We start from the raw sequence: 23,488 nt of genomic DNA, 5'->3' as shown, positions 1-23,488 counted from the left end.
TGCACGGCACCGTCGGACGACCACGGTCCCGGCACCGCGGTCCACCCTATCGGGCCCCCGCAGGGGTCGCCGCGGACCGGACGCGAATGCCCGCGCCTTATGCTGAACGCGTGGAAAACGATCTGGTCAGGGCGACCGAGGACAGCGGAGAGTCCCGCACCCCATCCATCGTGGACCGTCTCGGTACCACACGGTCCGGCAGGATTCCGTTCTCGGTCGAGTTCTCCCCGCCCCGGGACGCCGACGCCGAGGCGCGACTGTGGCGAGCCGTGCGCGCGTTCGAGCGGCTCGGCCCCGCCTTCGTGTCCATGACGTACGGCGCCGGTGGATCGACCCGGGACCGTACCGTTCGCGTCACCGGCGACCTCGCCGAAGAAACCACGATGCTCCCCGTCGCCCACCTCACCGCGGTGGGGCACAGCGTCGACGAGATCCGCGCGATGGTCGGTGCCTATGCCGACCGCGGCATCACCAACATTCTCGCGCTCCGTGGCGACCCGCCGGGAAATCCGCTCGGCGAATGGGAGAAGCACCCCGACGGTCTCGAGCACGCCGACGAACTCGTGCGACTGGTGCGCGATCTCGGCGACTTCCACGTCGGAGTGGCCTCGTTCCCGGAGGGGCACCACCGCTCGCCGGACCTCGACCACGACACCCGCTACCTCGTACAGAAGTTGCGTGCGGGTGCCGAGTACTCGATCACGCAGATGTTCTTCGATGTCGAGCACTACCTGCGACTGCGCGACCGGGTCGCCGCGTGCGATCCCGAACAGGCGGCCAAGCCGATCATTCCGGAGATCATGCCGATCACCTCGCTGCGCTCGGCGCGCCGGAGCCTCGAGCTGTCCGGTTCGAAGCTGCCCGCCGCGCTCGAGGAGCGGTTGGTCCGCGCAGCCGGAGACGGGCCCGAAGAGAATCGCGCCGCTGTGCGCGAGGTGGGCATCGAGGTCGCGACCGAGATGTGCGAGCGGCTGATCGCGGAAGGCGCGCCCTGCCTGCACTTCATCACGCTGAATTTCGCCCGCGCGACCAGCGAGGTGCTCTCGCGGCTCGGGATCGAGGTCCGTTCCTCCGTGCCGGCCGGGCAGCCGGTCTGAGACCCGGCCCGCCCGATCCCCGGGTCACGGCAGCAGGCGGTCCTTCCATACCGCGCGACCCGCGCTGCGGGCCCGCACGGATGCGGCGGTCAGCCACCCGAAGATGACGACGGACACCGGATGCGCGGCGATACCGAGGGCGTCCGCCGCGTCCAGGCGCTCGCCCCGCTCCGTCGATCGTGCGACCGCGCGGGACAACAGTGCCGCGCCGGTGCCGAGCACCCCCCAGCGGCGAGTGTGGCCACGCCCCGCCACCGCGGCGACGGCGGGAACGACGTAGGCGACTGCGTATGCCGTCACGACGGCTGCCGCGCCTGCCGGTGATCCGAACGCCGACCACAACCACCGCGTGTAGCCGCCGGTCAGCGTATGTCGGCCCTCGTACATCCGGCACGACACGAGCGGCCCGCCCGCCGCGACGACGGTGGTGCGCCCGGACCGCCGCAACGTCCGCGCCAGGTCGAGGTCCTCGGTCGGGCTCGCCGCGACCGCGGAATGGCCCCCGATCGCGCGATAGTCGGCCGTATCGAACGCGAGGAACTGACCACAGGCGACGGCCATCGACGGACGACGGGTGCGATGGGCGACGGCGACCGGCAGTATCGAGAACCAGGACCAGAACAGCAACGGCTGCACGAGACGCTCGGTCACGGTGCCGGCAACCTGGTACGGCCACGGTGACACCAGTGCCGCCGATCGTGACCGGAGAAGTGTGACCGCCGCGGCGATCGCGCCCGGCCGTAGCCGGACATCGGCGTCGATGAAGACCACGACACCGGTCTCGTCCGGGTGGGACTCGGAGAAGGCGCGCTCGCACGCCGCGGCTTTTCCGGTCCAGCCGTCCGGGGGCGGCGTGCTCGATCGCACCACCGTGATCCGCGGATCGCTGTCCGCCGCGCGTCGTGCGATCTCGAAGGTGCCGTCGGAGGAGTCGTCGTCGAGCACGAGCACCCGCAGCCGCGGAACACCGCGCTGTTCCCGGAGGTCGGCGATCACGGATGCGATCCGGGGTGCCTCGTCGCGGGCCGGGACCACCACGGTCACCGATTCGGTGACGGCGGCTCCCTCGCGCAGGCGAGGCAGAGCGAACCGGTTGGCGGCCGCGACGACCGCTCCGTAGAGAGCGGCACCGGCGCCCAACGCGACCACTCGGCGGGGGAGGCGGACCCGGCTCAGGATCGGTCCTCGTCGTCGGGCACCGTGGTGCGCCGGCGTACCGGGTCGCGGGTCCACCAGGCGAGTACGCCGACCAGGAGCGCGACACCGAATGTTGCACCCGCCATGATTCCGGCCCATCCGGCCAGGCCCCGGGTGTTCGGGTCGGAGTAGCGCACCTCGGCCCGCAGGGTGCTCACCTCTCCGGCGGGCAGCTTCCACGTCACGATGGAGTCGGATTCACGCGTGCCGTTGGTGGTCGCGACCCGGGCGGGGAAGGCGAGCGTGAACTGCACGTCGGTGCCCAGCGACGGGGCCGATTCGAGGTCGACCCGGCCGTTGAGCGAGACCAGGTCCCCGTTGCGCTGGAGGTTGAGCTGGAGCATCCCCGCACCCTGCTCGGACATCGTCATCAGCTGTTGCACATCGCCGAACGTCAGACCGCTGAAGTAGACCTGGCTGCCCACATAGCCGTCCTGCTCGTATGGCTGGACCTGGACCTTGCCCTCCAGCGACGGGGGTGCCACGAGCTGTGGGCCGGCGTCTTCCTCGTCGGCGGGAATGGTCGCGGCGACGATCTGCCCCGACACACGGTCGTCGGACGAGATACCCATCGACGCCTGGACCCGCAGACAACCGGTGAGGAACGGAAGGGCGAGAAGGACGAGGCCCGCGACCGCGAGGGCGCGGCGGACAGACATGGTGGACTGCTGCACGGGGAATATGGTGCCAGGCGCGGTCACGGTCGGCGGGCCATCCGGGTCGTTGCGGCGAGTCGCACCTCGGAGTCGTCCGGTGGCGTGGACACGAGGGACCGCAGTAGCGGAACGCCGAGAATCCCCATGACGACGAGACCGTAGATCGCGGAAAAGCGGAGTTCGGACGCCTGGAGGAACACGCTGTGGGCAAGGGCGGAGCCGAGCCACGTCCACAGGAACAACGCGATCGGGACGGTGTCGTGCCGGGGTGAGAGGCGTCTCGAGCGGGAGTCGAACACCAGAAGGACTGTGGCCATCGCCGCGGCGACCACCACCCAGCCCGCGTAGTTGGTGAGGGGAATGTGCGCGATGCCCGGCAGACCACCGCCGTTGCACCACACCCACTGGCCGTCCGCGACCATCTGGGGATCGAGGTACAGGTCCCAGCCCACCATCCCGACGGTGACCGCGGCGACGCGGCCCGGGGCCGTACGGGTGATGCGCGTGGCGACACACCACACGGGGTAGAGGCCGGCGGTCCAGGCGAGGGGAACCACGAGCGGTACGTCCGCCACGGCCGGACCGATCCGGTCGACCGCGTAGGCATAGCAGCCGTACGGGTAGCCGGTGGCGGTCCCGATCACCTCGGAGGCGAAACCCCCGCCCGCGGAGACCACGAACAGCACCGCGGCCCACCCGAGGCCGCGGCGCGCGGCGGCATGGGTGAGGGACGCTGCGGCGAGCAGGAGTACCACCGCGACCGTGACCCGGTCCCGCGCGGTTCCCTCGGTGAGCGGATAGGCGATCTGGGCGGCCACAGCGCCCGCGGCCAGTGCGACCGGCACGGCCGTCTGCCACGCCGGGACCCTCCGCCCGGTGCCGGCATCGGTCACCGGGAGATCCGGTTCCAGGTCCGCCGCAGTACACCGCCCCGTGCATCCGCGAGCACCGTGCGCGCGGCACTGCGGCCACTGGCGCCGGAGACCCCGCCGCCCGGGTGGGTCGACGCGCCCGTGAGATACATACCGGGAGCGTCGGGCACCCGGTAGCCGGACAGTTCGGGCAGCGGACGCCACAGGAACATCTGGTCGAGCGACATCTCGATGTGCATCACGTTGCCGCCCAGCAGTCCCAGTTCGCTCTCGATCGAGGCGGGAGTCTGCACGTACCGGTGCCGGACACTGTCGGTGAAACCGGGTGCGCGCAATTCCATCTCCGCGAGGATCCGGTCCGTCTCGCTCTCGGCGACCTCGTCCCAGCTGCGTCCACCGCTGAGCCGGTACGGATGCCACTGCGACCACAGGGTCACCTGGTGCTCGCCCACGGGGGCGATCGTGGGGTCGATCGCGGAGAAGCTCATCCCGAGCACGGAGGGGCGCGGCGGCAGTTCGCCCGCCATCGCAGCACCGTGTGCGAGGCGAAGGTGCGCGCGATCGTCGACGAGCAGTTGCAGACCGGTGGTGGTGTCGGCGGGTTCGTCGGCGCCGAGGTAGCGGGGAAGAGCATCGGTGCCGAGTCGGAGCACCATTCCGATGCCCGGTCCCACCCGTACCGCGCGGCGCCAGCGTGTCAGTGTGTCGGGGTCGTAGCCGCCCTGCCCGAGCAGTTCGAGGGTGGTGAGGATGTGGCAGCCGGCGATCACGGTGCGAGCGGTGAAGGTGCTCCCCGACGCGGTGCGCACCGTCCACGTCGACCCGGTCCGGCGGATCTCGGTGACGGCATCGCCACAGGTGACCGATCCGCCGTCCGATTCGAGGCGGGACAGGAGCGCCTGGGTCAAGGCGCCGCTCCCGCCGATCGCGCGGCCCGGTGGAAGCGTGTGCATCAGCGCGGCGAAGCCGACCATGGCGGCGGTGCCGGGTTCGGACATCGGCGGCCCGGACTGTGCGCCGAACCAGGCGAGCGCGGCCTTGAGCGGTTCGTCGTCGAAGTACTCGTCGAGCAGGGTGTCGCCCGTGGTCAGGAAGCGGCGCGACAGTGCGCTGCCGCCGTCCTTCGCGTCGAGACCCCAGAACGACGACAGCAGATGCCGGCCGGTCGGGGGGTTCGCAAACGACTTCATGACGGCGGCGCTGCGCGGTCTCCAGTCGGTCACGAAGCGGCGGTAGGCGTCGGCCTCCCGTTTGCCGGCTGCCTTCTCGATCGACACGCACGTCCGGTCGAGGTCGCGGTGGAACACGATCCCGGGACGGTCGGTGTTCGGAGGCGGCGGCGCGAAGGCCCAGGGATCACAGTCCAGATACCTCAGCCCGTGTGCGGCGAGGTCGAGTTCCTCCACGATGCCGGAGTGCCGCACCATGATGTGCGCCGACGACCCGCGGTCCACCGCGTAGCCGGGAAATCGTTCGACGGTGGACACGGCCCCGCCCGGCACGGTGTCACGTTCGAGCACGTGGACCGACCAGCCCTCCCGGGCCAGATAACACGCCGATACCAGCGCGTTGTGTCCCGAGCCGACGACGAGGGTATCCAGAACTGGCGTCATGAGGGTCCTGTCGAAGCGGGAGGGGCGAGATGTGGTTCGAGCGGAAGCGTGCGGCCGAGGACGGCGAAGGGCCGCGCGTCGCCGGTGAAGACGAATCTACGTACGACGTCCACGAAACCGAAGCTCCGGTACAGCCGCCACGCACGATTGTCCTCGCCCGGGACCTCCGGGGTGGAGAGCAGCACGGTGCGTTCGGTGCGGTCGCGGAGAAGCCGGTACAGCAGGGACCGGCCGAGGCCGAGGCCCTGGATATCGGGTCGCACGTGCAGTTCGGTGAGTTCGAAATAGTCACCGAGGACCGACTCTATGTAGTCCTGCGTCCGGCCCGTGTGCCGCATCCCCGTGCGGACCTGCTGGTTCCACCACTGGTGCGGGTCGCCGCGGTATCCGTAGGCGATGCCGACGAAGGTTCCGGGGTCCTCGGGAAGCGCGACCGCGACGGCCTGCCATCCGGCGCGCCCGGCATGTTCGGACCACATCGGTGCGCGATGCTGCTCCGTCCCGCGCGGGTATCTCATCGCGGCTACGTAGACCGCCAGCAATTGGGGCAGGTGTGCCCGGAACGCCGCGGGGGACAGGTCGACGAAGATCGGTGCGCCGCGAGAGGGCTCGGGACGACGGTCGTTGCCCGTCTCGGCGGGCGGTTCGTTCGATGGGTTCACAGAGGATCGATGCTCGTCTGGGATCGGGGGCCGCCTTCTCTTGACGGGTTGTCGGTGGGTCCGGTTATCATTCAATACGTCGAACGCATGTTCGATACCGGTGATCCGGTGATGTTCGAGGGAAGCGAACATCCCCGGATCACTCCGGGCTACTACCGGAACACCGGTAATACCACCATCGAGACCACGGTGGTGGGTGGCACTACCGGACACCGGTGGTGAGGTCGAGGAGGTGCACGGCATGTCCACCATAGATTTCGGCATACGAGGACCACGCCACGTTCCGGGCGAGTCGTCCCGCGGCGCCGCGCGATGCGCCGGGCATTCGACATCCGCCCGCGCGGCCACGCTGCTCCGCAAGGCGGACGCACTTCTGTCCGCGGCTGCCGGTGCGGACGCCCCTCCCGAGCGCTTCCGGCTCGCCTATCTCGCTGCGCTGCGAGGTGCGGGCGCGGTGGTGGCGGCGGCGGAGCTGCGCGCCCCGGCTCGTCCGCTGCGGCGGCCCGGCACACGCAACGCGTGGGTCCTGATGGCGCGCGCCGACGAGTCGTTCGCGGTTTGGGCGGACTACTTCGCCGATCGCTCCGCCACGCGCACCGCGGTCGAAGCCGGGGTGGCGCGAGCGGTGGATGCCGACGGCGCCGGCGAGTTCTACGACGAGGTGGGCCGCTTCCTCCACGACGTCGAGGACTATCTCGCCAGTGAAGAAGGTGCCGAAATCGCCTCTACGCGGTGACTTTTGTCCCCATCCGGCTCCCATTTTCGTGAGCCGTCCGGGAACTCGGCCACAGAGTTGGTGGTCCCGGGAGAGATGTACTCGTATTATCAACACCAGGCGGCCGTCAAAGTCGGCCCCCCGTCGGATTCACCCAGAATTCGGTGGCCACCGTTTAGTGCCGGGGGAGGTACCGTGCCACTCTCCGAGCACGAGCAGCGCATGCTCGATCAGATCGAGAGCGCGCTCTATGCTGAGGACCCCAAGTTCGCCTCGACCGTCCGCGGGAAGCGGCTGGGGATGGCGTCGAACCGACATCGGCTACAGGCCGGTGTGCTGTTCGTCTTGGGATTGACACTGTTGATCGCTGGAGTCGCGTTGCCGGTCAAGCCCGGTGGATTCCCGGTCATCAGTTTGCTCGGGTTTCTGGTGATGTTCGCGGCTGGTGTTCTGCTCCTGGTAGGCGGTCGTCGACGATCGAATACGGGAGACGCACCCACCCGGCCTGCTTCCGGGAGGACCGGCGGTACCGGACCTCGGGGCGGAAAGAAATCCGGCGGAGGGTTCACCCACCGGATGGAGGAGCGCTTCCGAAGGCGCTTCGAACAAGACTGACGCATCACCGCTTCACACGTATTACGGCGCGACCCCACGGGTCGCGCCGTAGTCGTGTCCGGGGAGGTCAGCGGCCTGCGGGCGGCCTGGCGCGGCCGTAACTCCACGACGCCCCACCTTCCGGCTCGGTGTCCCCGACGGTCGTCCGACGCTGGCGCGCCACCAGGGCTTTTGTCCGGCTGCGTGTGATGGAGATCGCACCGGAACGTCGGCGTGTTCGGGGCCGCCGGCCGGGTGACGAAATCGCCCCCACTTTCCGCCACTACGGGTGAGCTGGAACTTTTGCCGCAACACACGCGAAACGGGTGCGGTAATCGGGCTGCGGTGGGGGAAAGTGGGGTACTGTGGGTCGCGGCGGGAGGCAGGCTGAGCCCGTCATAGACGAAAGATCCGTCCGACCAAGGCGGGAGGTGCCGAGTGTTCCTCGGTACCTACACGCCGAAGCTGGACGACAAGGGCCGGCTCACGCTGCCGGCCAAATACCGAGACGAGCTGGCGGGAGGGCTGATGATCACCAAGGGGCAGGATCACAGCCTCACCGTGTTCCCTCGGGAAGAGTTCGCTGCCTTGGCGGAGCGCGCTGCGGGTGCTTCTCGCAGCAACCCCCAGGCTCGCGCGTTCCTTCGGAGCCTCGCTTCGGGAACGGACGAGCAGCGTCCGGACGGTCAGGGCCGCATCACGTTGTCCTCGGCGCACCGCAAGTACGCGGGGCTCACCAAGGACTGTGTGGTGATCGGCTCGGTCAAGTATCTGGAGATCTGGGACGCCGAGGCGTGGGACAGCTACTTGGCCGAACACGAAGAGGACTTCTCCGAAGCGAGAGACGAGGCACTGCGCGACATCCTGTGACCGCGACATCTCGTGACGGAGCCACGGCTGCGCGGCGAATGCCGCGAGGTCTCTGCCCGACGCCGGCCCTGACGCACTTCCCCAGCGCCAGGTCCGGACAGGGAAGCCCTGACGCACTTCCCCAGCGTCAGGTCTCCCTCGCTCGGACAGAGACCTCGAGGCATTCGCCGTCGCCGTATCCGGAACCGGTGCGACACCGAGCATCTCGAACGAGTAACCGACAGACCGTATGCGGCCCGAGCAGGATTCCGGAGGAGACATGGTGGACGGCGAGGACGAGTCGACCGCGGACGAGCACGGAGAATTCGGGCATGTCCCCGTCCTTCTCGGCCGGGCCGTCGAAATCCTCGGCCCCGCGATCGAAGCGGTGGGCCCCGGCGGCGAAGGTGCGGTCTACGTCGACGCCACGCTCGGTCTCGGTGGGCACGCCGAGCACTTTCTGAGAACCTATCCAGGTCTTCGCCTCGTCGGACTCGACCGCGACCCCGATGCGCTGTCGATCGCGCAGAACCGGCTCGCCGAGTTCGCCGATCGCACCGACTTCGTGCACACGCGATACGACGGCTTCGCCGACGCGCTCGAGCAGTGCGGCCTCGACAGCGTCGGGTCCGTGCACGCCGTTCTGTTCGACCTCGGAGTCTCGTCGATGCAACTCGACGAGGCGGAACGCGGTTTCGCGTACTCCAAGGACGCTCCCCTCGACATGCGGATGGATCCCACCACGGGCATCACGGCTGCGGACGTGCTCAATACCTACAGTCACGGCGACCTCGCGAGGATCCTCCACACCTACGGGGAGGAACGCTTCGCGGGCAAGATCGCCTCCGACATCGTCCGCACCCGGGAGAAGACCCCGTTCCGCACCAGCGGCGAACTCGTCGAACTCCTCTACCGGGCGATCCCTGCTGCGGCGCGCCGTACCGGCGGCCACCCCGCCAAGCGGACGTTCCAGGCGCTACGCGTCGAGGTCAACAGCGAACTCGACTCGCTGCGTGACGCCATTCCCGAGGCTCTCGACGCGTTGGCGGTGGGCGGCCGGATCGTCTTCATGTCGTACCAGTCCCTCGAAGACCGGGTGGTGAAGCAGGAACTCGCTCCTCGCGCGAAATCGCGCAGCCCCGAGGGACTCCCGGTGGAACTGCCGGGGATGGGACCCGAGCTTCGCATGTTGACCCGTGGCGCCGAACGCGCCTCGGACGACGAGATCGAGATCAACCCACGTTCGGCTCCCGTCCGCCTGCGTGCTGCAGAACGAATCGCCAGGAGGTAACCGATGACCGTACAGGTGGCGTCGTCGCCCCACCGCGGGCCGGCTCGATCCACGGCGGCGCAACGCGCATATCAGCGCCGGAACCAGCGCGCCGCGCAACTCGGCGTGCCTGTGGCGCAGACGCGCGGACGTACCACCGGAGGCGGTCGTGTCCGGACCCGAATCCCGTTCGTGGCCACTATTCTCGCTCTGCTCGGGGTGGGTATGGCCGCGACGCTCCTGCTCACGAGCGGTGCCGCGGAGGACACCTATCACCTGAGCACCGCGCGCGCCCTCAACGAAACTCTGATTCAGCAACGCGCAGTGCTGCAGCGCGACGTCGAGGCGGGCAACTCCGCACCGGTACTCGCCGTGGAAGCCGCGAAGCTCGGCATGATCCCCAGTTCGCAGGTGGCGCGGATCGTCGTCGCCGAGGACGGATCCGTCCGCGTCGTGGGAGAAGCCGTCCCCGCCCAGGGCGCTCCTCCGGCTCCGCTCAACCGCGGGCGGGCGAGCACCGAGACACGTGGGCAAGCGCCCCTGTCGGGTAGTGCCGGCGTCGAAAACCCGCGCCCGCTGTCCGAGGTCGGTGAAGAACCGACCCCGCGCCCGAGCGGAACGGACGCGCTGGCCGAGAACGCTGCGCCCCGCCCGGCGAACCCGCAGACCGCCACGCCGGAGCTCCCGAATGCCGGGGCCCCCGGAGTGGAAGCGGAACAATTGGTTCCCGTGAGCGAGATGCCCCGACCCGAGGACGCCGCGCCGCAGGCCGCCGAGGCTCTGGGCGCCGGGCAACCGGCGGAGCCCGAGGACGGGCGCCGGTGACGCGAGGTTCCACCTCTCGCCGTGTACCGCCGGGTCGTGCGACACCGGCAGCACGCGGCGGCGCCCGACGCGCTCGACAGGCTCCGGCTCGTGGCGGTTCCACCGGCTTCGAGTTCCGGAACCGGATCGGGCGCGGGGTCATGTTCTTGGCGTTGGCCGCCGTCGCCGTGCAGTTGCTGGTGGTCCAGGTGTTCCAAGCACCGACGCTGTCGGCCGAGGCTGCGAGCCAGCGGACCACCCGTCTCGTCGAACCTGCGACCCGGGGGACGATCGGCGACCGCAACGGGAACCCGATCGCCTACACGATGGAAGCGAAAGCGCTGACTTTTCAACCGGTCCGCGTCCGAAAAGAACTGGAAGAAGCACGCGAGAAGGACCCGTCGGCGCCTGCGACCGACGAATATCTCGAGGGCGTCGCCAAGGCCGTGCACAAGGCACTCGGTACGGCGGCACCCGAGAAGGACGTGCTGGAGAAACTCGAAAGCGACGAGAGTTTCGTCTATCTCGCGCGCGGGGTCGACCCGGGTGTCGCAGCCGAGATCGTCGAGGAATACGACATGGTCGGTCTCGAACGGCAGGACATCCGGCTGTATCCGGGCGGTTCCCTCGCCGCGAACATCGTGGGCGCGACGGGCTGGGACGGACACGGTCTCATCGGCCTCGAAGCCTCGATGGATTCGATGCTGGCCGGTACGGACGGTTCGTCGACGTACGACCGGGGTTCCGACGGTGCGGTGATCCCGGGCAGTTGGCGTGACCGGCAACCCGCCGTGAACGGATCGTCCGTCGAACTCACCATCGACAACGACATCCAGTACTACGTCCAGCAGCAGGTGCAACGTGCCCGCGACCTGTCGGGTGCGAAGAACGCGTCGGCGGTCGTCCTGGACGCGCACACCGGCCAGGTGCTCGCGATGTCCAACGACAACACGTTCGACCCGTCGATCGGGGTGGCCAACAACCCGCCCGACGCGGAGCAGGGCAACCTCGCGGTGAGTTCCCCGTTCGAGCCCGGGTCGGTGAACAAGATCATCACTGCTGCCGCGGCCATCGAGGACGGCCTCACCACCCCCGCCGAGGTACTCCAGGTGCCCGGCACCATCACCATGTCCGGTGCCACGGTCAAGGACGCGTGGGACCACGGGGTGGTCCCGTACACCACGACCGGCGTGTTCGGAAAGTCCTCGAACGTGGGCACACTGATGCTCGCGGAGCGGGTCGGTGAGGACCGCTATGCCGAAATGCTGAACCTGTTCGGACTCGGGCAGCGCACCGAGGTGGGCCTGCCGGGCGAATCCGCCGGCCTGGTGCCCAGCCGCGAGCAGTGGTCCGGTGGCACCTTCGCGAACCTGCCCATCGGGCAGGGCCTGTCGATGACGTTGTTGCAGATGACGAGCATCTACCAGGCGATTGCGAACGACGGCGAACGCGTACCTCCGCGGATCGTCCGGGCGACGATCGGACCGGACGGGTCTCGCGAGGAGACACCGCGGCCGGACCCGGTGCGTGTCGTGAGCCCGCAGACCGCCGCGACCGTGCGCGACATGTTCCGGTCGGTGGTGCAGGACGACACCGGTAACCAGCGCGGGACGGGCACCGGAGCCGCGATCGAGGGTTACCAGATTTCGGGTAAGACGGGCACCGCCCAGCAGATCGACCAGAACTGCAAGTGCTACTCGAATTCGGACTACTGGATCACCTTCGCCGGTATCGCCCCGGCGGACGATCCTCGGTACGTCGTCGGGATCATGCTCGACGCACCGACGCGCAGTGCCGACGGGTCCGGCGGTCAATCGGCCGCGCCGCTGTTCCGCGACATCGCGTCGTGGTTGCTGCAGCGCACCGGAGTGCCGCTGTCCACCGATCCGGGGAGCAAGTTGATCCTGCAGATCGACTGATCGTCCGACCGCCTGCTGCCCTTGCCCCGGCACGTCGGTAACGTGATACGCCGGAACGAACGCAACCGTTGAGCCCGGCAGCGAGACGCTGCGGCGATAGTGAGAGGAACCTGGTGCCTGTGTCATCGAGTCCGGATCCGACGCCTCCGGAGGAGGGCCGTCGGCCCGAACATCCACCGGTGACGCGGATCGAGGATCTCGCCGCCGCGATCGGCGCCGAGCTGACCGCGGTGGGGAACGAAGCGCCGGCCGGGGACACCTCGGTGACCGGCATCGATCTCCGGGCACAGGGCATCCGACCCGGCGATATCTTCGCGGCCCTGCCCGGTGCACGCGCGCACGGCGCGTCCTTCGCAGCCGAGGCCCTCGACCGGGGTGCCGTCGCCGTCCTCACCGATGCGGAGGGATGCGACCTCGTCGCTGCGGTCGCGTCCGGCCCCGTCGCGGTCCTGGTGCATCCCGATCCTCGTTCGGTACTGGGCGCTGCCTCGGCGACGGTGTACGGACATCCGTCCCGCCGGATGCGCGTCGTCGGCATCACCGGCACCTCCGGCAAGACGACCACCGCCTATCTCGTCGAAGCGGGGCTGTCCGCGGCCGGGCATGTCGCCGGTCTGGTGGGCACCGTCGAGACCCGCATCGACGGCATCCGGATACCCAGCGCCCTGACGACGCCGGAAGCTCCCCAACTCCACGCTCTGTTCGCCGTCATGCTCGAACGCGGTGTCGACACCGTGGTGATGGAGGTGTCGAGCCATGCGCTGGCGCTCGGACGCGTCGACGCCACGGACTTCGACGTCGGTGCGTTCACCAATCTGTCGCAGGATCACCTCGATTTCCACAAGGACTTCGAGGATTACTTCGGTGCGAAAGCGCGACTGTTCGCGCAGGACTCCCCGGTGCGAGCCGCACGCGCGGTGGTATGCGTGGACGATCCCTGGGGCGAGCGGATGGCCGAGGTCGCCGCGACCGGCCGCGCCGGCGAGGACGCGGTGTGGACGCTCGGCACCGCACCGGGGACCCCGGCCGATTGGACGGTTTCCGACCCGACCACCGACCCCGACGGAGCGCAGGACTTCACGCTGACCGGACCCGCCGGCGACGGGCACCGCATGTCGGTCGCTCTGCCCGGGCGGTACAACGTCACCAACGCCGCCCTGGCGGCAGCGATCTGCGCTGCCGTGGGCGCCGACCTCGACGCCGCGATCCGCGGCATCGCCACCGTCTCGGTTCCCGGACGGGTCGAACGTGTCGAGCGAGGACAGGACTTTCTCGCGATCGTGGACTACGCCCACAAACCCGCGGCTCTCTCGGCGGTGGTGGACACTCTGCGCGGCAGCGCCACCGGCCGGATCGCGGTCGTCGTCGGGGCCGGAGGAGACCGCGACCGCGGTAAGCGACCGCTCATGGGCGAGGTCGCCGCTCGCGGAGCCGATCTGCTCATCGTCACCGACGACAACCCCCGCAGCGAGAACGCCGCCGCGATCCGCGCGGCGGTGCTCGACGGGGCATGGGCCGTCCCCGACACCGAACGCGGTGACATCCTCGAGATCGGCGACCGTGCGGCCGCCATCGATGCCGCCGTGCAGTGGGCCCGCCCGGGGGATGTCGTCCTCGTCGCCGGTAAAGGCCACGAGACCGGTCAGGAAATAGACGGCACGAAGCATCCTTTCGACGACCGAGAGGTGCTGGCCGCGTCCATCGACCGCCGCAGCACCTCCGGGTACGACGGTCACATCCCGCCCGCTGTGGGCGGTCCGCATCACGGAGGCACTGCATGATCCCGATGACACTCGAACGCATCGCGGAGGTGGTCGGGGGAACGCTCTACGACACCGATGATCCGTCCGCCGAGGTGACCGGCACGGTGGAGTTCGATTCCCGGAAGATCGGCCCCGGGGGCCTGTTCCTCGCGCTGCCCGGCGCCCGGTCGGACGGCCACGACCACGCGGCCGCAGCGATCGAGGCCGGGGCGGTCGCGGTGCTTGCGGCGCGACCGGTCGGTGTTCCCGCGATCGTGGTGCCGGCGCTCGCCCCCACCGACACCAACGCGCTCGCCCTCGAGCACGACGCCGACGGTTCGGGCGCTGCGGTCCTCGCGGCGCTGGCCGCTCTGGCACGGTCGGTCGTCGACGCCCTCACCGCACGCGGGCTGACGGTCGTCGGCGTCACCGGATCTGCCGGCAAGACGTCGACCAAGGATCTGCTCGCGGCGGTGCTCTCACCCCTCGGCCCGGTGATCGCGCCGCCCGGATCGTTCAACAATGAACTGGGTCATCCGTGGACGGCGTTGCGCGCCACCGAGGACACCCGGTTCCTCGTGCTGGAGATGTCCGCGCGTGGTCGCGGGCACATCGCGACACTCGCCGCCATCGCACCGCCGAAGATCGGCGTGGTGCTCAACGTCGGCACCGCGCACCTCGGCGAGTTCGGGTCGCAGGAAGTCATCGCCCAAACTAAGGGCGAACTGGTCGAGGCACTGCCCGACGCCTCGGAGGGTGGCGTCGCGGTGCTCAACGCAGACGATCTCCTCGTGGCGCAGATGGCAGCGCGGACAACGGCACGCGTGGTGTGGGTCGGCAGCGGAGACACTGCCCATATCCGCGCCGAGGACGTGCGCCTCGACGACGAGGCGCGGGCGTCGTTCACCGCCGTCTTCCGCGAGGACGCGGGGGAGCGCCGCGTACCGGTGACCCTCGCGGTGCACGGTGAGCACCAGGTCTCCAACGCCCTGTCGGCCCTCGCCGTCGCGGTCGAGTGCGGTGCGACCCCCGAGCAGGCCGCCGGCGCTCTCGCCGCCGCATCGCCCGTATCGGCGCACCGTATGGCGGTGCGCACGCGCGCCGACGGCGTCACGATCATCGACGACGCCTACAACGCCAACCCGGATTCGATGCGGGCGGGTATCAAAGCACTGGTGACGATGGCGCGAGCCGGAAACACCCGTCGCCGCACCTTCGCGGTGCTCGGCGAGATGGCAGAACTCGGCGACGACTCCGTCGTCCAGCACGACGCGATCGGCCGCCTCGCGGTCCGGCTCGACGTCAGCCGCGTCATCGCGGTCGGACCCACGAGACAGGTCCGTGGCCTCTACCAGGGCGCTGTGATGGAAGGATCCTGGGGCGAGGAAGCCTGCCACGTGCCCGACGCGGACGCGGCGATCGCTCTTCTCCGTGAAGAACTGGAGCCGGGCGACATCGTTCTCGTCAAGGCGTCACAATCGGTCGGACTGTGGGCGGTGGCCGATGCCCTGCTCGGCGACCCCGCCGACAACACCGCTGCTACGGGGACGGAGGACGCCCGGTGAGACAGATTCTCTTTGCCGCAGGTATCGCACTTGCGGTGTCGATCCTGCTCACCCCGGTCCTCATCAAAGCCTTCTCCCGGCAGGGCTTCGGCCAGGAGATCCGGGTGGAGGGCCCGCAGAGCCATCAGGCCAAGCGCGGCACGCCCACGATGGGCGGCGTCGCGATTCTCGCCGGCCTGTGGGCCGGATACTGGGGGTCGCACCTGATCGGCCTGGGCTACGACGCTCAGGGACCCACGGCGTCGGGCCTGCTCGTCCTCGGCCTGACCACCGCATTGGGCGGCGTCGGTTTCCTCGACGACTTCATCAAGATCCGCAAGCAGCGCAACCTGGGTCTGAACAAGACGGCCAAGCTCGTCGGCCAGCTGGTCGCAGCCGTGGCCTTCGGCATCCTCGCGCTGCAGTTTCGCAACAGTGACGGACTGACGCCCGCCAGCACCGACCTGTCGTACGTGCGCGACATCGCCACGGTGTCGATGGGTTCGATCGTGTTCATACTCTTCGTCTATCTGCTGGTCAGCGCGTGGTCGAACGCGGTGAACCTCACGGACGGACTCGACGGGCTCGCCGCGGGGTCGATGGCGCTCGTGCTCGGTGCGTACGTGATCATCACGTTCTGGCAGTACCGCAATGCGTGCGTGGTCGAACCGACCGCCGGGTGCTACGACGTCCGCGACCCGCTCGACCTCGCGCTGCTGTGCGCGGCCGCAGCGGCCGCGTGCATCGGCTTCCTGTGGTGGAACGCCGCTCCCGCGAAGATCTTCATGGGCGACACCGGTTCGCTCGCCCTCGGCGGGATGCTCGCCGGTCTGTCGGTCACCACCCGCACCGAACTGCTCATGGTCGTCATCGGCGCGCTGTTCGTCGCCGAAGCCGCGTCGGTGGTCATCCAGGTGGCGGTGTTCCGCTCCAGCCGACGGCGCGTGTTCCGCATGGCGCCGTTCCACCACCACTTCGAACTCGGCGGATGGGCGGAAACCACGGTCATCATCCGGTTCTGGTTGCTCGCCGCCATCGCCTCGGCGATCGGCCTCGCCCTGTTCTACAGCGAGTATCTCGCGGCGATCGGGGACTGACGCCATGACCTACGATCTGGAGCGACTGCGCGGAGCCCGCGTCCTCGTCGCGGGTGCCGGGGTGTCGGGCCGGGCGACGATCGCGCCGCTGTCCCATCTCGGCGCCCACGTCACCGTCACGGACCGCAACGCCGATGCGCTGGCACGGTGCGCCGAACTGGGAGCCGACACGGTCGAGCTGGACCGCCTGCTCGAAGACAACACGTCGCTGCATGATTTCGCCCTGGTCGTCACGAGCCCCGGTTTTCCGCCGAGCGCACCGCTGTTGTCGCGGGCGGCCGGTGCCGCCCTTCCCATCTGGGGCGATATCGAGTTGTCGTGGCGCATCGACCGGGCGGAGATCTACGGTCCTGCCCGCAGGTGGCTGGTGGTGACGGGCACCAACGGCAAGACCACCACGACGACGATGCTGCACGCGATCCTCGAGGCTGCCGGGATCCCCAGCGCGGCCTGCGGCAACATCGGTCTGCCGGTGCTCGACGTGCTTCGCCGCAGTGAGCCCCGCGCGGATGTGCTGGCTGTCGAACTGTCGTCGTTCCAGCTGCATTGGGCTCCGTCGGTGCGGCCCGACGCCGGCGTGATCCTCAACATCGCCGAAGACCATCTCGACTGGCACGGCGGCATCGAGAACTACATCGAGGCGAAGCTTCGCGCGCTGACCGGGACCGTCGGGGTGCTCGGACTCGACGACCCCATCGCAGGGTCGCTGCGCGACCGATCGCGCGCCGTCTTCACCGTCGGATTCACGCTCGGCTATCCCGATGCCGGCGAACTCGGGATCAGCGGCGACGTTCTCGTCGACCGCGCATTCGCGGACTCCGCGGTGCTCGCGTCCGTCGACGACGTCACACCGCCGGGGCCCGCGGGCCTGTCCGATGCGCTGGCGGCAGCGGCGCTCGCCCGTGCCATCGACGTCCCGGAATCGGCCGTGCACGACGGACTGCTGCGGCACCGGGTCGGGCCGCATCGCGCCGCACCCGTCGGGGTCGTCGACCAGGTCCACTACATCGACGACTCGAAGGCCACCAACCCGCACGCCGCGCGCAGTTCACTTCTCGCCCACGATCGCGTGGTGTGGATCGCTGGAGGCCTCCTCAAAGGCGCCCGCGTCGACGATCTCGTGGTTGAAGTGGCACCGCGGCTCTCCGCGGTGGTGCTGCTCGGACGTGACGCCGGGGAGATTGCCGACGCACTCACGCGACACGCACCCGAGGTCCCCGTGGTGCTGGTGGACACGCGCGACGATGGTGCGATGACCAGTGAGCTCCCCGGAGAGGCGCGTGGGCAGGCCGGACCGAGACGAGTCGCCGTGCCCGGCGCCGACGCCCCCACGGCGATGCGTGTCGCCGTGCAGGAGGCCGCCGCGCTCGCCCGGCCCGGTGAGGCGGTGTTGCTGGCGCCGGCCGCCGCGTCGCTCGACATGTTCGCCGACTACGCGCAACGCGGTCGCAGTTTCGTCGCCGCTGTGGAAGAACTCCGCCGGGGCGGGACCGAGCGGTGATCTCGAAGCCAGGCCGAGCGTCCCGACGTCCGGCCGTGGAGGCCCGTGGCGGGCGGCTCGGCGCGTGGATGGCCCGGCCACTCGCATCGTTCCACCTCGTGGTGACGATCGCGGTGCTGCTCACCGTGCTCGGCCTGGTGATGGTGCTGTCGTCGTCCAGCGTCGGGGCCGTGGTGTCGGTGGGGTCCGCCTACGGGCTGTTCACCTCCCAGCTGGTCTTCGCCGCGATCGGCATGGTCATCTTCTATATCGCGTTGCAGATACCGGTGCGGTTGCTGCGGAAGTACTCGTTCGTCGCATTCGCAGCGTCGGTCGCCGCGCTCGTCCTGGTGCTCATCCCCGGCATCGGCACCCTCTCGCAGGGCACACGAGGCTGGTTCGTCGTCTTCGGGGTGTCCCTCCAGCCGTCCGAGGTCGCCAAGATCACGCTCGCATTGTGGGGCGCCCACCTGCTGGCATCGCGACGCGCAGAGAACTCCACGCTCAAGGAGATGCTCGTCCCGCTCCTCCCCGCCGCGCTGGTCGTGACGGGGCTGATCGTGTTGCAGCCCGACCTCGGTACCACGGTGTCGCTGGTCATCATCGTGCTGGCGCTGCTGTGGTTCGCCGGGTTGCCGCTCAAGGTGTACCTCGGGATGCTCGGGACCGCGGTCGCGCTCGCGGCGATCCTCGCGGTCACCGCCGGTTACCGCTCACAGCGGGTGCGCGCCTTCTTCAATCCGGGCGACGACCCCCAGGGCATCGGATATCAGGCACGCCAGGCCAAGTTCTCGCTGGCGGACGGGGGGCTGTGGGGCCGCGGCCTCGGCCAGAGCCGCGCGAAGTGGAGCTACCTTCCGAACGCGCACAACGACTTCATCTTCGCGATCATCGGCGAAGAACTCGGTTTTCTCGGCGGCGCCGCGGTCATCGGCCTGTTCGGCCTGTTCGCCTTCGTGGGGCTCCGCATCGCGATGCGGTCGGTCGACCCGTTCCTGCGTCTGTTCACCGCCACGGCGACCACCTGGATCATCGGCCAGGCCTTCATCAACATCGGCTACGTCGTCGGTGTGCTCCCCGTGACGGGTCTCCAGTTGCCCCTGGTGTCCGCCGGTGGCACCTCGACCGCGACGACACTTCTCATGTTCGGGCTGATCGCCAATGCTGCCCGCCACGAACCGGAGGCCATCGCCGCACTCCAGGCGGGCCAGGACGGCCGGTTCGCGCGGCTGATCCGGTTGCGGCAACCGGAACCGTACCTGCCGCCCCGGGGCGGAACGCGTACCGTCACAGCACGGGCAGCGCAGCGCCGTGGAGACCCGCGGGCCGCCGGCCGCGACGACCGTGGCCGTTCTGCCGGTGCCGGTACCCGGACGCGCCGGGCGCCCGCCCGGGTGGACGGCGCACCCACGCGCAGAGCCGAACCCGCACGGGAATCGGCCCGTGCCGCCCGTCAGAAGACCGCCCGCACCACACGCGGTGCGAATGGACGAACCGGAGAGCGAGGGAATCGTAGGTGAGTGGGGAGAAGTCTGCCCTGTCCGTGGTGGTGGCCGGAGGTGGGACCGCCGGCCACATCGAACCGGCACTCGCCGTGGCCGATGCCGTCCGGGAACTCGTGCCCGAGGCGAGGATCACCGCGCTCGGCACCGCGCGCGGGTTGGAGACGACGCTCGTGCCGCGGCGCGGGTACCCCCTCGAGCTGATCCCGCCGGTGCCCCTGCCCCGCAAGCCGACCCTCGACCTGGCGAAGCTGCCCGCCCGTGTGGTGGCCTCGGTGCGCCGCACCCGCGAAATCCTCGACGAGGTCGATGCCGACATCGTCGTCGGGTTCGGCGGATACGTCGCGCTGCCCGCCTATCTCGCCGCCGGGGCCGGACCGCTCCGGAGGCGGCGTCGCATCCCCGTGATCGTGCACGAGGCCAACGCGAGCGCCGGTATCGCGAACCGGATCGGCGCGCTGCGCGCCGAACGGGTACTCGCGGCAGTGCCGGGATCGGGGATCCTCCGCCGCGGTGACGCGCAGATCGTCGGTATCCCGGTGCGCTCGTCCATCACCCGTCTCGACCGTCGGGCGCTGCGGGCCGAGGCGCGCCGCCACTTCGGGCTTCCCGACGACGTGCCGGTACTGCTCGTCTTCGGCGGATCCCAGGGCGCACGCTCGCTCAACGAGGCGGTCGTCGGGGCATCCGGCGCGCTGGCCGAGGCGGGGATCGCCGTGCTGCATGCGCACGGTCCGAAGAACACCGTGAGCATTCCTCCCCATCCCGGCCATGCGACCGCGCCGTACGTCGCGGTGCCGTACCTCGAGCGCATGGACCTCGCCTACTCGGCGGCCGACGCCGTCGTGTGCCGGTCGGGTGCGATGACCGTCGCGGAGGTATCGGCCGTGGGACTGCCCGCGGTATACGTACCGCTTCCACACGGCAACGGGGAACAGGCACTCAACGCCCGTCCCGTCGCCGCCGCCGGGGGTGCGATGATTGTCGCGGACGGCGATCTGACGCCCGAGTACATCGCCGGCACTGTGGTCCCGCTCCTGCGCGACCGGCAGCGAATCGACGAGATGGGTCGGCGTGCGGGCGCGGCCGGACACCGCAGTGCCGCCGACGAAGTGGCACGAATCGTGCTGGACGTGGCCGGTACGGAACCGAACAGGAGCGAACGATGAGTGCGCAGTTGCCCGCAGAACTCCAGCGGGTGCACATGGTCGGGATCGGCGGCGCCGGAATGTCCGGTATCGCACGCATCCTCCTGGCTCGCGGCGGACAGGTATCCGGGTCGGATGCGAAGGAGAGCCGCGGCGTGCTCGCACTGCGAGCGCGCGGCGCCCAGGTTCGCATCGGGCACGACGCCGGTGCCCTCGACCTGCTCGAGGGCGGTCCGACCGCGGTGGTGACCACGTTCGCCGCGATCCCGCAGAACAATCCCGAACTGGTCGCGGCACGGCAGCGCGGTATCCCGATCCTGCTGCGGCCTACGGTCCTCGCATCGTTGATGCGCGGGCACCGGACCTTCCTCGTCTCCGGTACGCACGGCAAGACCTCGACCACGTCGATGCTGGTGGTCGCGCTGCAGCACTGCGGGTTCGACCCGTCCTTCGCGGTCGGCGGTGAACTCAACGAATCCGGCACCAACGCCCATCACGGCAGTGGGGACGTCTTCGTCGCCGAGGCCGACGAGAGCGACGGCTCGCTCCTGCAGTACGACCCCGACACCATCATCGTCACGAACATCGAGCCCGACCATCTGGACTACTTCGGCACTCCCGAGGCCTACACCCGCGTGTTCGACGACTTCGTCGCGCGCCTGCCCGAAGGTGGGCTGCTCGTGGTGTGTCTCGACGACCCGGGTTCGGCCGCGCTCGCCGAGCGTGTCGTCGCGTCGGGCCGCCGCGACCTGCGGATCCTCGGGTACGGCACGTCCGATGTCATCGGCACGGATCCCGAATACCGTGGCGTGCCTGTGGGCGTGCGACTGCTGGACTGGGAAGCCAAGGACATCGGCGGTGTCGCCGAGTTCCATCTCACCGGTGAAGAGGGTCCGCGCACGGTGCGCCTGTCGGTGCCCGGCCGGCACATGGCGCTCAACGCTCTCGCGGCGTTGCTCGGGGCACTCGACGCCGGTGCCCAGGTCGACGAAGCGATCGAGGGTCTCGCGGGATTCGGTGGGGTACACCGCCGTTTCCAGTACACCGGCCGCGAACACGGCGTGCGGGTGTTCGACGACTACGCGCACCATCCCACCGAGGTCCGGGCCGTTCTGGCCGCAGCCGCCGAACTGGTCGCGGGGGAACCGCTGCGGTACACCGAATCCGGGACGGAACGCCCCCGGGTGATCGTGGTGTTCCAGCCCCATCTGTATTCGCGGACAGAGACGTTCGCCACCGAGTTCGGTGCCGCGCTCGATCTCGCGGACGAGGTGGTCGTCCTCGACGTGTACGGAGCCCGTGAGGAACCGATTCCGGGGGTGAGCGGCGCACTGGTCGCGCGGGCGGTGACCAAACCGGTGCACTATCAACCGGATCTGTCCGCGGTGCCCCGTCAGGTGGCGAACCTCAGCCGACCCGGTGACATCGTGATCACCATGGGCGCGGGCGATGTCACGATGCTCGGCCGGCAGATTCTCGACGCCCTGCACAGCCGGCCCAGCCGGTTCCGGTCCACCGCTTCCGGACCGGAGTCGGCAGGCTCGTGACGCCCTCCTCCACCCGAACGCGGGATCGACGCGACCGCAACACCGCCCGGCGCCCGTCGGGTCGTTCCGTGCGGGTGCGAACGGTGTTCCTCGGCGCCGGTGTCGTGGTGGCATTGCTCGCCGCGATCGCCGTCGCCTGGTTCTCGCCGCTGTTGTCGGTGCGCACCATCGACGTCGAAGGAATCGGCGTCGTGACACGGGAAGAGGTGCTCGACGCGCTCGCGGTCGCAGAAGGCACACCGCTGCTCCAGGTCGATACCGCCGCGGCAGCGCAGCGCGTCGCGACTCTCCCGCGTGCGGCGTCCGTCCGGGTGCAGCGTGAGTACCCGTCGTCGGTGCGGGTGACAGTCACCGAGCGTCAAGCGGTCCTGTATTTCGAGGCGTCCGACGGCACCCACTCGGTCGACGCCGAGGGCGTCGATTTCGCGGTCGAACCACCGCCGCTCCTGACTCCCCGTCTCGTCACCGCGACACCGGGCACCGGCGATCCCGCGACGGTGGCCGCGGTGCGCGTGCTCGACGTGCTGCCACCGGAACTCGGTGTGCAGGTCGACGCCGTGGAAGCCCGCTCGGAGACGGATATCTCGCTCGTTCTGGCGGACGGCCGGGTGGTGGTGTGGGGGAGTGTGGAAAGATCGGAACGCAAGGCAGCGGTGATTCTTCCGTTGCTCACCCAGCCAGGTCAGCAGTTCGATGTCGCCAGCCCGGACCTCTCGACGGTCCGCTGAGGAGATCGCCGCGAAATTCGTGCGCTCTCTCCGGCGAGTCCACTAGCAAATCCCCGTTGTGGTGCCATAGCGTTTCGAACCAGTCGCGCACTTGACATCACCTTCAAGCTATGGTTGAGGGTTTTCACGGTGGCGGCGACATCGATTGATCGAAGCGTGACCCGAAAACCCAGGAAGGCGAGAGCCCATGACGCCCCCGCACAACTACCTCGCCGTAATCAAGGTCGTCGGTATCGGCGGTGGCGGCGTGAACGCGGTCAACCGCATGATCGAGCAGGGACTCAAAGGAGTCGAGTTCATTGCCGTCAACACCGACGCGCAGGCTCTGCTGATGTCCGACGCCGACGTCAAACTCGACGTCGGCCGTGAACTGACCCGCGGCCTCGGCGCCCGCGCCGCCCCCGCCGGGGGGCGCCCGGCCGCCCCGGCCCCCCCGGCCGAGCGCGCAGCGG

21 protein-coding genes and 1 pseudogene are annotated in these 23,488 nt (G+C 69.5%); 17 read left to right on the top strand and 5 right to left on the bottom strand.

Going from position 1 to position 23,488, the window contains the following annotated elements; genetic code table 11:
* The first annotated feature begins 110 nt into the window (after nucleotides 1-110).
* A complete protein-coding gene (gene metF, locus TVH25_RS06885) occupies nucleotides 111-1,097 on the top strand; it encodes a methylenetetrahydrofolate reductase [NAD(P)H] (RefSeq protein ID WP_422423662.1) in 987 nt (328 codons plus the stop codon).
* 24 nt (nucleotides 1,098-1,121) lie between these two features.
* Here the strand turns inward: metF and TVH25_RS06880 are convergent, their stop codons facing one another.
* The 5 genes from TVH25_RS06880 to TVH25_RS06860 are packed head-to-tail and all read right to left on the bottom strand — an operon-like array spanning nucleotide 1,122 to nucleotide 6,097.
* Complete coding sequence (locus TVH25_RS06880; RefSeq protein ID WP_422423661.1) at nucleotides 1,122-2,246, bottom strand: glycosyltransferase; 1,125 nt, start codon at nucleotides 2,244-2,246, stop codon at nucleotides 1,122-1,124.
* Between the two features lie 23 nt (nucleotides 2,247-2,269).
* Nucleotides 2,270-2,953, bottom strand: coding sequence for an LppM family (lipo)protein (locus TVH25_RS06875; RefSeq protein WP_422423673.1), 684 nt, complete (start codon nucleotides 2,951-2,953; stop codon nucleotides 2,270-2,272).
* A 38-nt stretch (nucleotides 2,954-2,991) separates the two neighbouring features.
* Nucleotides 2,992-3,843: a carotenoid biosynthesis protein gene (locus TVH25_RS06870; protein WP_169620174.1), complete on the bottom strand. Its 852-nt coding sequence runs from the start codon at nucleotides 3,841-3,843 to the stop codon at nucleotides 2,992-2,994.
* On the bottom strand, nucleotides 3,840-5,435 hold the full coding sequence (locus TVH25_RS06865; protein WP_169653064.1) for a phytoene desaturase family protein: 1,596 nt from the start codon (nucleotides 5,433-5,435) through the stop codon (nucleotides 3,840-3,842). Before TVH25_RS06865 ends, TVH25_RS06870 begins: the two co-directional genes overlap by 4 nt.
* The gene (locus TVH25_RS06860; protein ID WP_378527453.1) at nucleotides 5,432-6,097 is read right to left on the bottom strand and encodes a GNAT family N-acetyltransferase; all 666 of its coding nucleotides are present in this window, start codon (nucleotides 6,095-6,097) and stop codon (nucleotides 5,432-5,434) included. The genes TVH25_RS06865 and TVH25_RS06860 overlap by 4 nt, the downstream gene beginning before the upstream one ends.
* A gap of 87 nt (nucleotides 6,098-6,184) precedes the next feature.
* Between TVH25_RS06860 and TVH25_RS06855 the strand changes: the two genes are divergently transcribed.
* The 16 genes and pseudogenes from TVH25_RS06855 to TVH25_RS06780 all read left to right on the top strand — a co-directional run.
* Nucleotides 6,185-6,319 (top strand): hypothetical protein, encoded by a 135-nt coding sequence (locus TVH25_RS06855; protein WP_296549058.1) that lies wholly within the window; start codon nucleotides 6,185-6,187, stop codon nucleotides 6,317-6,319.
* Nucleotides 6,294-6,833 carry an SAV_6107 family HEPN domain-containing protein gene (locus TVH25_RS06850; RefSeq protein WP_346765070.1) on the top strand — a complete coding sequence of 180 codons (540 nt, stop codon included), beginning with the start codon at nucleotides 6,294-6,296 and terminating at the stop codon, nucleotides 6,831-6,833. Before TVH25_RS06855 ends, TVH25_RS06850 begins: the two co-directional genes overlap by 26 nt.
* Nucleotides 6,834-7,007: 174 nt before the next feature.
* A complete protein-coding gene (locus TVH25_RS06845; protein ID WP_296549060.1) occupies nucleotides 7,008-7,427 on the top strand; it encodes a DUF3040 domain-containing protein in 420 nt (139 codons plus the stop codon).
* A gap of 417 nt (nucleotides 7,428-7,844) precedes the next feature.
* A complete protein-coding gene (gene mraZ / locus TVH25_RS06840; protein ID WP_169653065.1) occupies nucleotides 7,845-8,276 on the top strand; it encodes a division/cell wall cluster transcriptional repressor MraZ in 432 nt (143 codons plus the stop codon).
* A 259-nt stretch (nucleotides 8,277-8,535) separates the two neighbouring features.
* Nucleotides 8,536-9,546 carry a 16S rRNA (cytosine(1402)-N(4))-methyltransferase RsmH gene (gene rsmH / locus TVH25_RS06835; protein ID WP_169620169.1) on the top strand — a complete coding sequence of 337 codons (1,011 nt, stop codon included), beginning with the start codon at nucleotides 8,536-8,538 and terminating at the stop codon, nucleotides 9,544-9,546.
* Between the two features lie 3 nt (nucleotides 9,547-9,549).
* Nucleotides 9,550-10,350, top strand: a complete 801-nt coding sequence (locus TVH25_RS06830; RefSeq protein ID WP_296549062.1) for a hypothetical protein — start codon at nucleotides 9,550-9,552, stop codon at nucleotides 10,348-10,350.
* A 125-nt stretch (nucleotides 10,351-10,475) separates the two neighbouring features.
* The gene (locus TVH25_RS06825) at nucleotides 10,476-12,248 is read left to right on the top strand and encodes a peptidoglycan D,D-transpeptidase FtsI family protein (protein WP_296549103.1); all 1,773 of its coding nucleotides are present in this window, start codon (nucleotides 10,476-10,478) and stop codon (nucleotides 12,246-12,248) included.
* Between the two features lie 119 nt (nucleotides 12,249-12,367).
* The gene (locus tag TVH25_RS06820) at nucleotides 12,368-14,029 is read left to right on the top strand and encodes a UDP-N-acetylmuramoyl-L-alanyl-D-glutamate--2,6-diaminopimelate ligase (RefSeq protein ID WP_422423659.1); all 1,662 of its coding nucleotides are present in this window, start codon (nucleotides 12,368-12,370) and stop codon (nucleotides 14,027-14,029) included.
* Entirely contained in the window at nucleotides 14,026-15,555 is a 1,530-nt protein-coding gene (locus tag TVH25_RS06815) for a UDP-N-acetylmuramoyl-tripeptide--D-alanyl-D-alanine ligase (protein WP_169653068.1), read from the top strand. The genes TVH25_RS06820 and TVH25_RS06815 overlap by 4 nt, the downstream gene beginning before the upstream one ends.
* Nucleotides 15,552-16,631: a phospho-N-acetylmuramoyl-pentapeptide-transferase gene (gene mraY, locus TVH25_RS06810; protein WP_169620165.1), complete on the top strand. Its 1,080-nt coding sequence runs from the start codon at nucleotides 15,552-15,554 to the stop codon at nucleotides 16,629-16,631. The genes TVH25_RS06815 and mraY overlap by 4 nt, the downstream gene beginning before the upstream one ends.
* A gap of 4 nt (nucleotides 16,632-16,635) precedes the next feature.
* A complete protein-coding gene (gene murD / locus TVH25_RS06805) occupies nucleotides 16,636-18,132 on the top strand; it encodes a UDP-N-acetylmuramoyl-L-alanine--D-glutamate ligase (protein WP_422423657.1) in 1,497 nt (498 codons plus the stop codon).
* A 68-nt stretch (nucleotides 18,133-18,200) separates the two neighbouring features.
* Nucleotides 18,201-19,631, top strand: coding sequence for a putative lipid II flippase FtsW (ftsW, locus tag TVH25_RS06800; RefSeq protein ID WP_169620379.1), 1,431 nt, complete (start codon nucleotides 18,201-18,203; stop codon nucleotides 19,629-19,631).
* On the top strand, nucleotides 19,628-20,782 hold the full coding sequence (gene murG / locus TVH25_RS06795) for an undecaprenyldiphospho-muramoylpentapeptide beta-N-acetylglucosaminyltransferase (RefSeq protein ID WP_422423656.1): 1,155 nt from the start codon (nucleotides 19,628-19,630) through the stop codon (nucleotides 20,780-20,782). The genes ftsW and murG overlap by 4 nt, the downstream gene beginning before the upstream one ends.
* Complete coding sequence (gene murC, locus TVH25_RS06790) at nucleotides 20,779-22,308, top strand: UDP-N-acetylmuramate--L-alanine ligase (RefSeq protein WP_169620162.1); 1,530 nt, start codon at nucleotides 20,779-20,781, stop codon at nucleotides 22,306-22,308. The genes murG and murC overlap by 4 nt, the downstream gene beginning before the upstream one ends.
* Before the next feature lie 68 nt (nucleotides 22,309-22,376).
* Complete coding sequence (locus tag TVH25_RS06785; protein ID WP_422423655.1) at nucleotides 22,377-23,036, top strand: cell division protein FtsQ/DivIB; 660 nt, start codon at nucleotides 22,377-22,379, stop codon at nucleotides 23,034-23,036.
* A gap of 187 nt (nucleotides 23,037-23,223) precedes the next feature.
* Nucleotides 23,224-23,488: pseudogene (locus TVH25_RS06780) on the top strand (hypothetical protein); the annotation flags it as partial.

The sequence above is a fragment of the Rhodococcus sp. 7Tela_A2 genome, from assembly GCF_049311045.1.
Classification (GTDB): Bacteria; Actinomycetota; Actinomycetes; order Mycobacteriales; family Mycobacteriaceae; genus Rhodococcus.
Note: the sequence above shows the minus strand (reverse complement) of the source record. Positions and strands in the feature narration are given on the sequence as shown.

Coding starts and splice junctions, on each gene's coding strand:
- TVH25_RS06875 (WP_422423673.1), bottom strand. CDS start 2,953: ATGTCTGTCCGCCGCGCCCTCGCGGTCGCGGGCCTCGTCCTTCTCGCC.
- TVH25_RS06865 (WP_169653064.1), bottom strand. CDS start 5,435: ATGACGCCAGTTCTGGATACCCTCGTCGTCGGCTCGGGACACAACGCG.
- TVH25_RS06855 (WP_296549058.1), top strand. CDS start 6,185: ATGTTCGATACCGGTGATCCGGTGATGTTCGAGGGAAGCGAACATCCC.
- rsmH (WP_169620169.1), top strand. CDS start 8,536: ATGGTGGACGGCGAGGACGAGTCGACCGCGGACGAGCACGGAGAATTC.
- TVH25_RS06830 (WP_296549062.1), top strand. CDS start 9,550: ATGACCGTACAGGTGGCGTCGTCGCCCCACCGCGGGCCGGCTCGATCC.
- TVH25_RS06815 (WP_169653068.1), top strand. CDS start 14,026: ATGATCCCGATGACACTCGAACGCATCGCGGAGGTGGTCGGGGGAACG.
- murD (WP_422423657.1), top strand. CDS start 16,636: ATGACCTACGATCTGGAGCGACTGCGCGGAGCCCGCGTCCTCGTCGCG.
- ftsW (WP_169620379.1), top strand. CDS start 18,201: ATGGCCCGGCCACTCGCATCGTTCCACCTCGTGGTGACGATCGCGGTG.
- murC (WP_169620162.1), top strand. CDS start 20,779: ATGAGTGCGCAGTTGCCCGCAGAACTCCAGCGGGTGCACATGGTCGGG.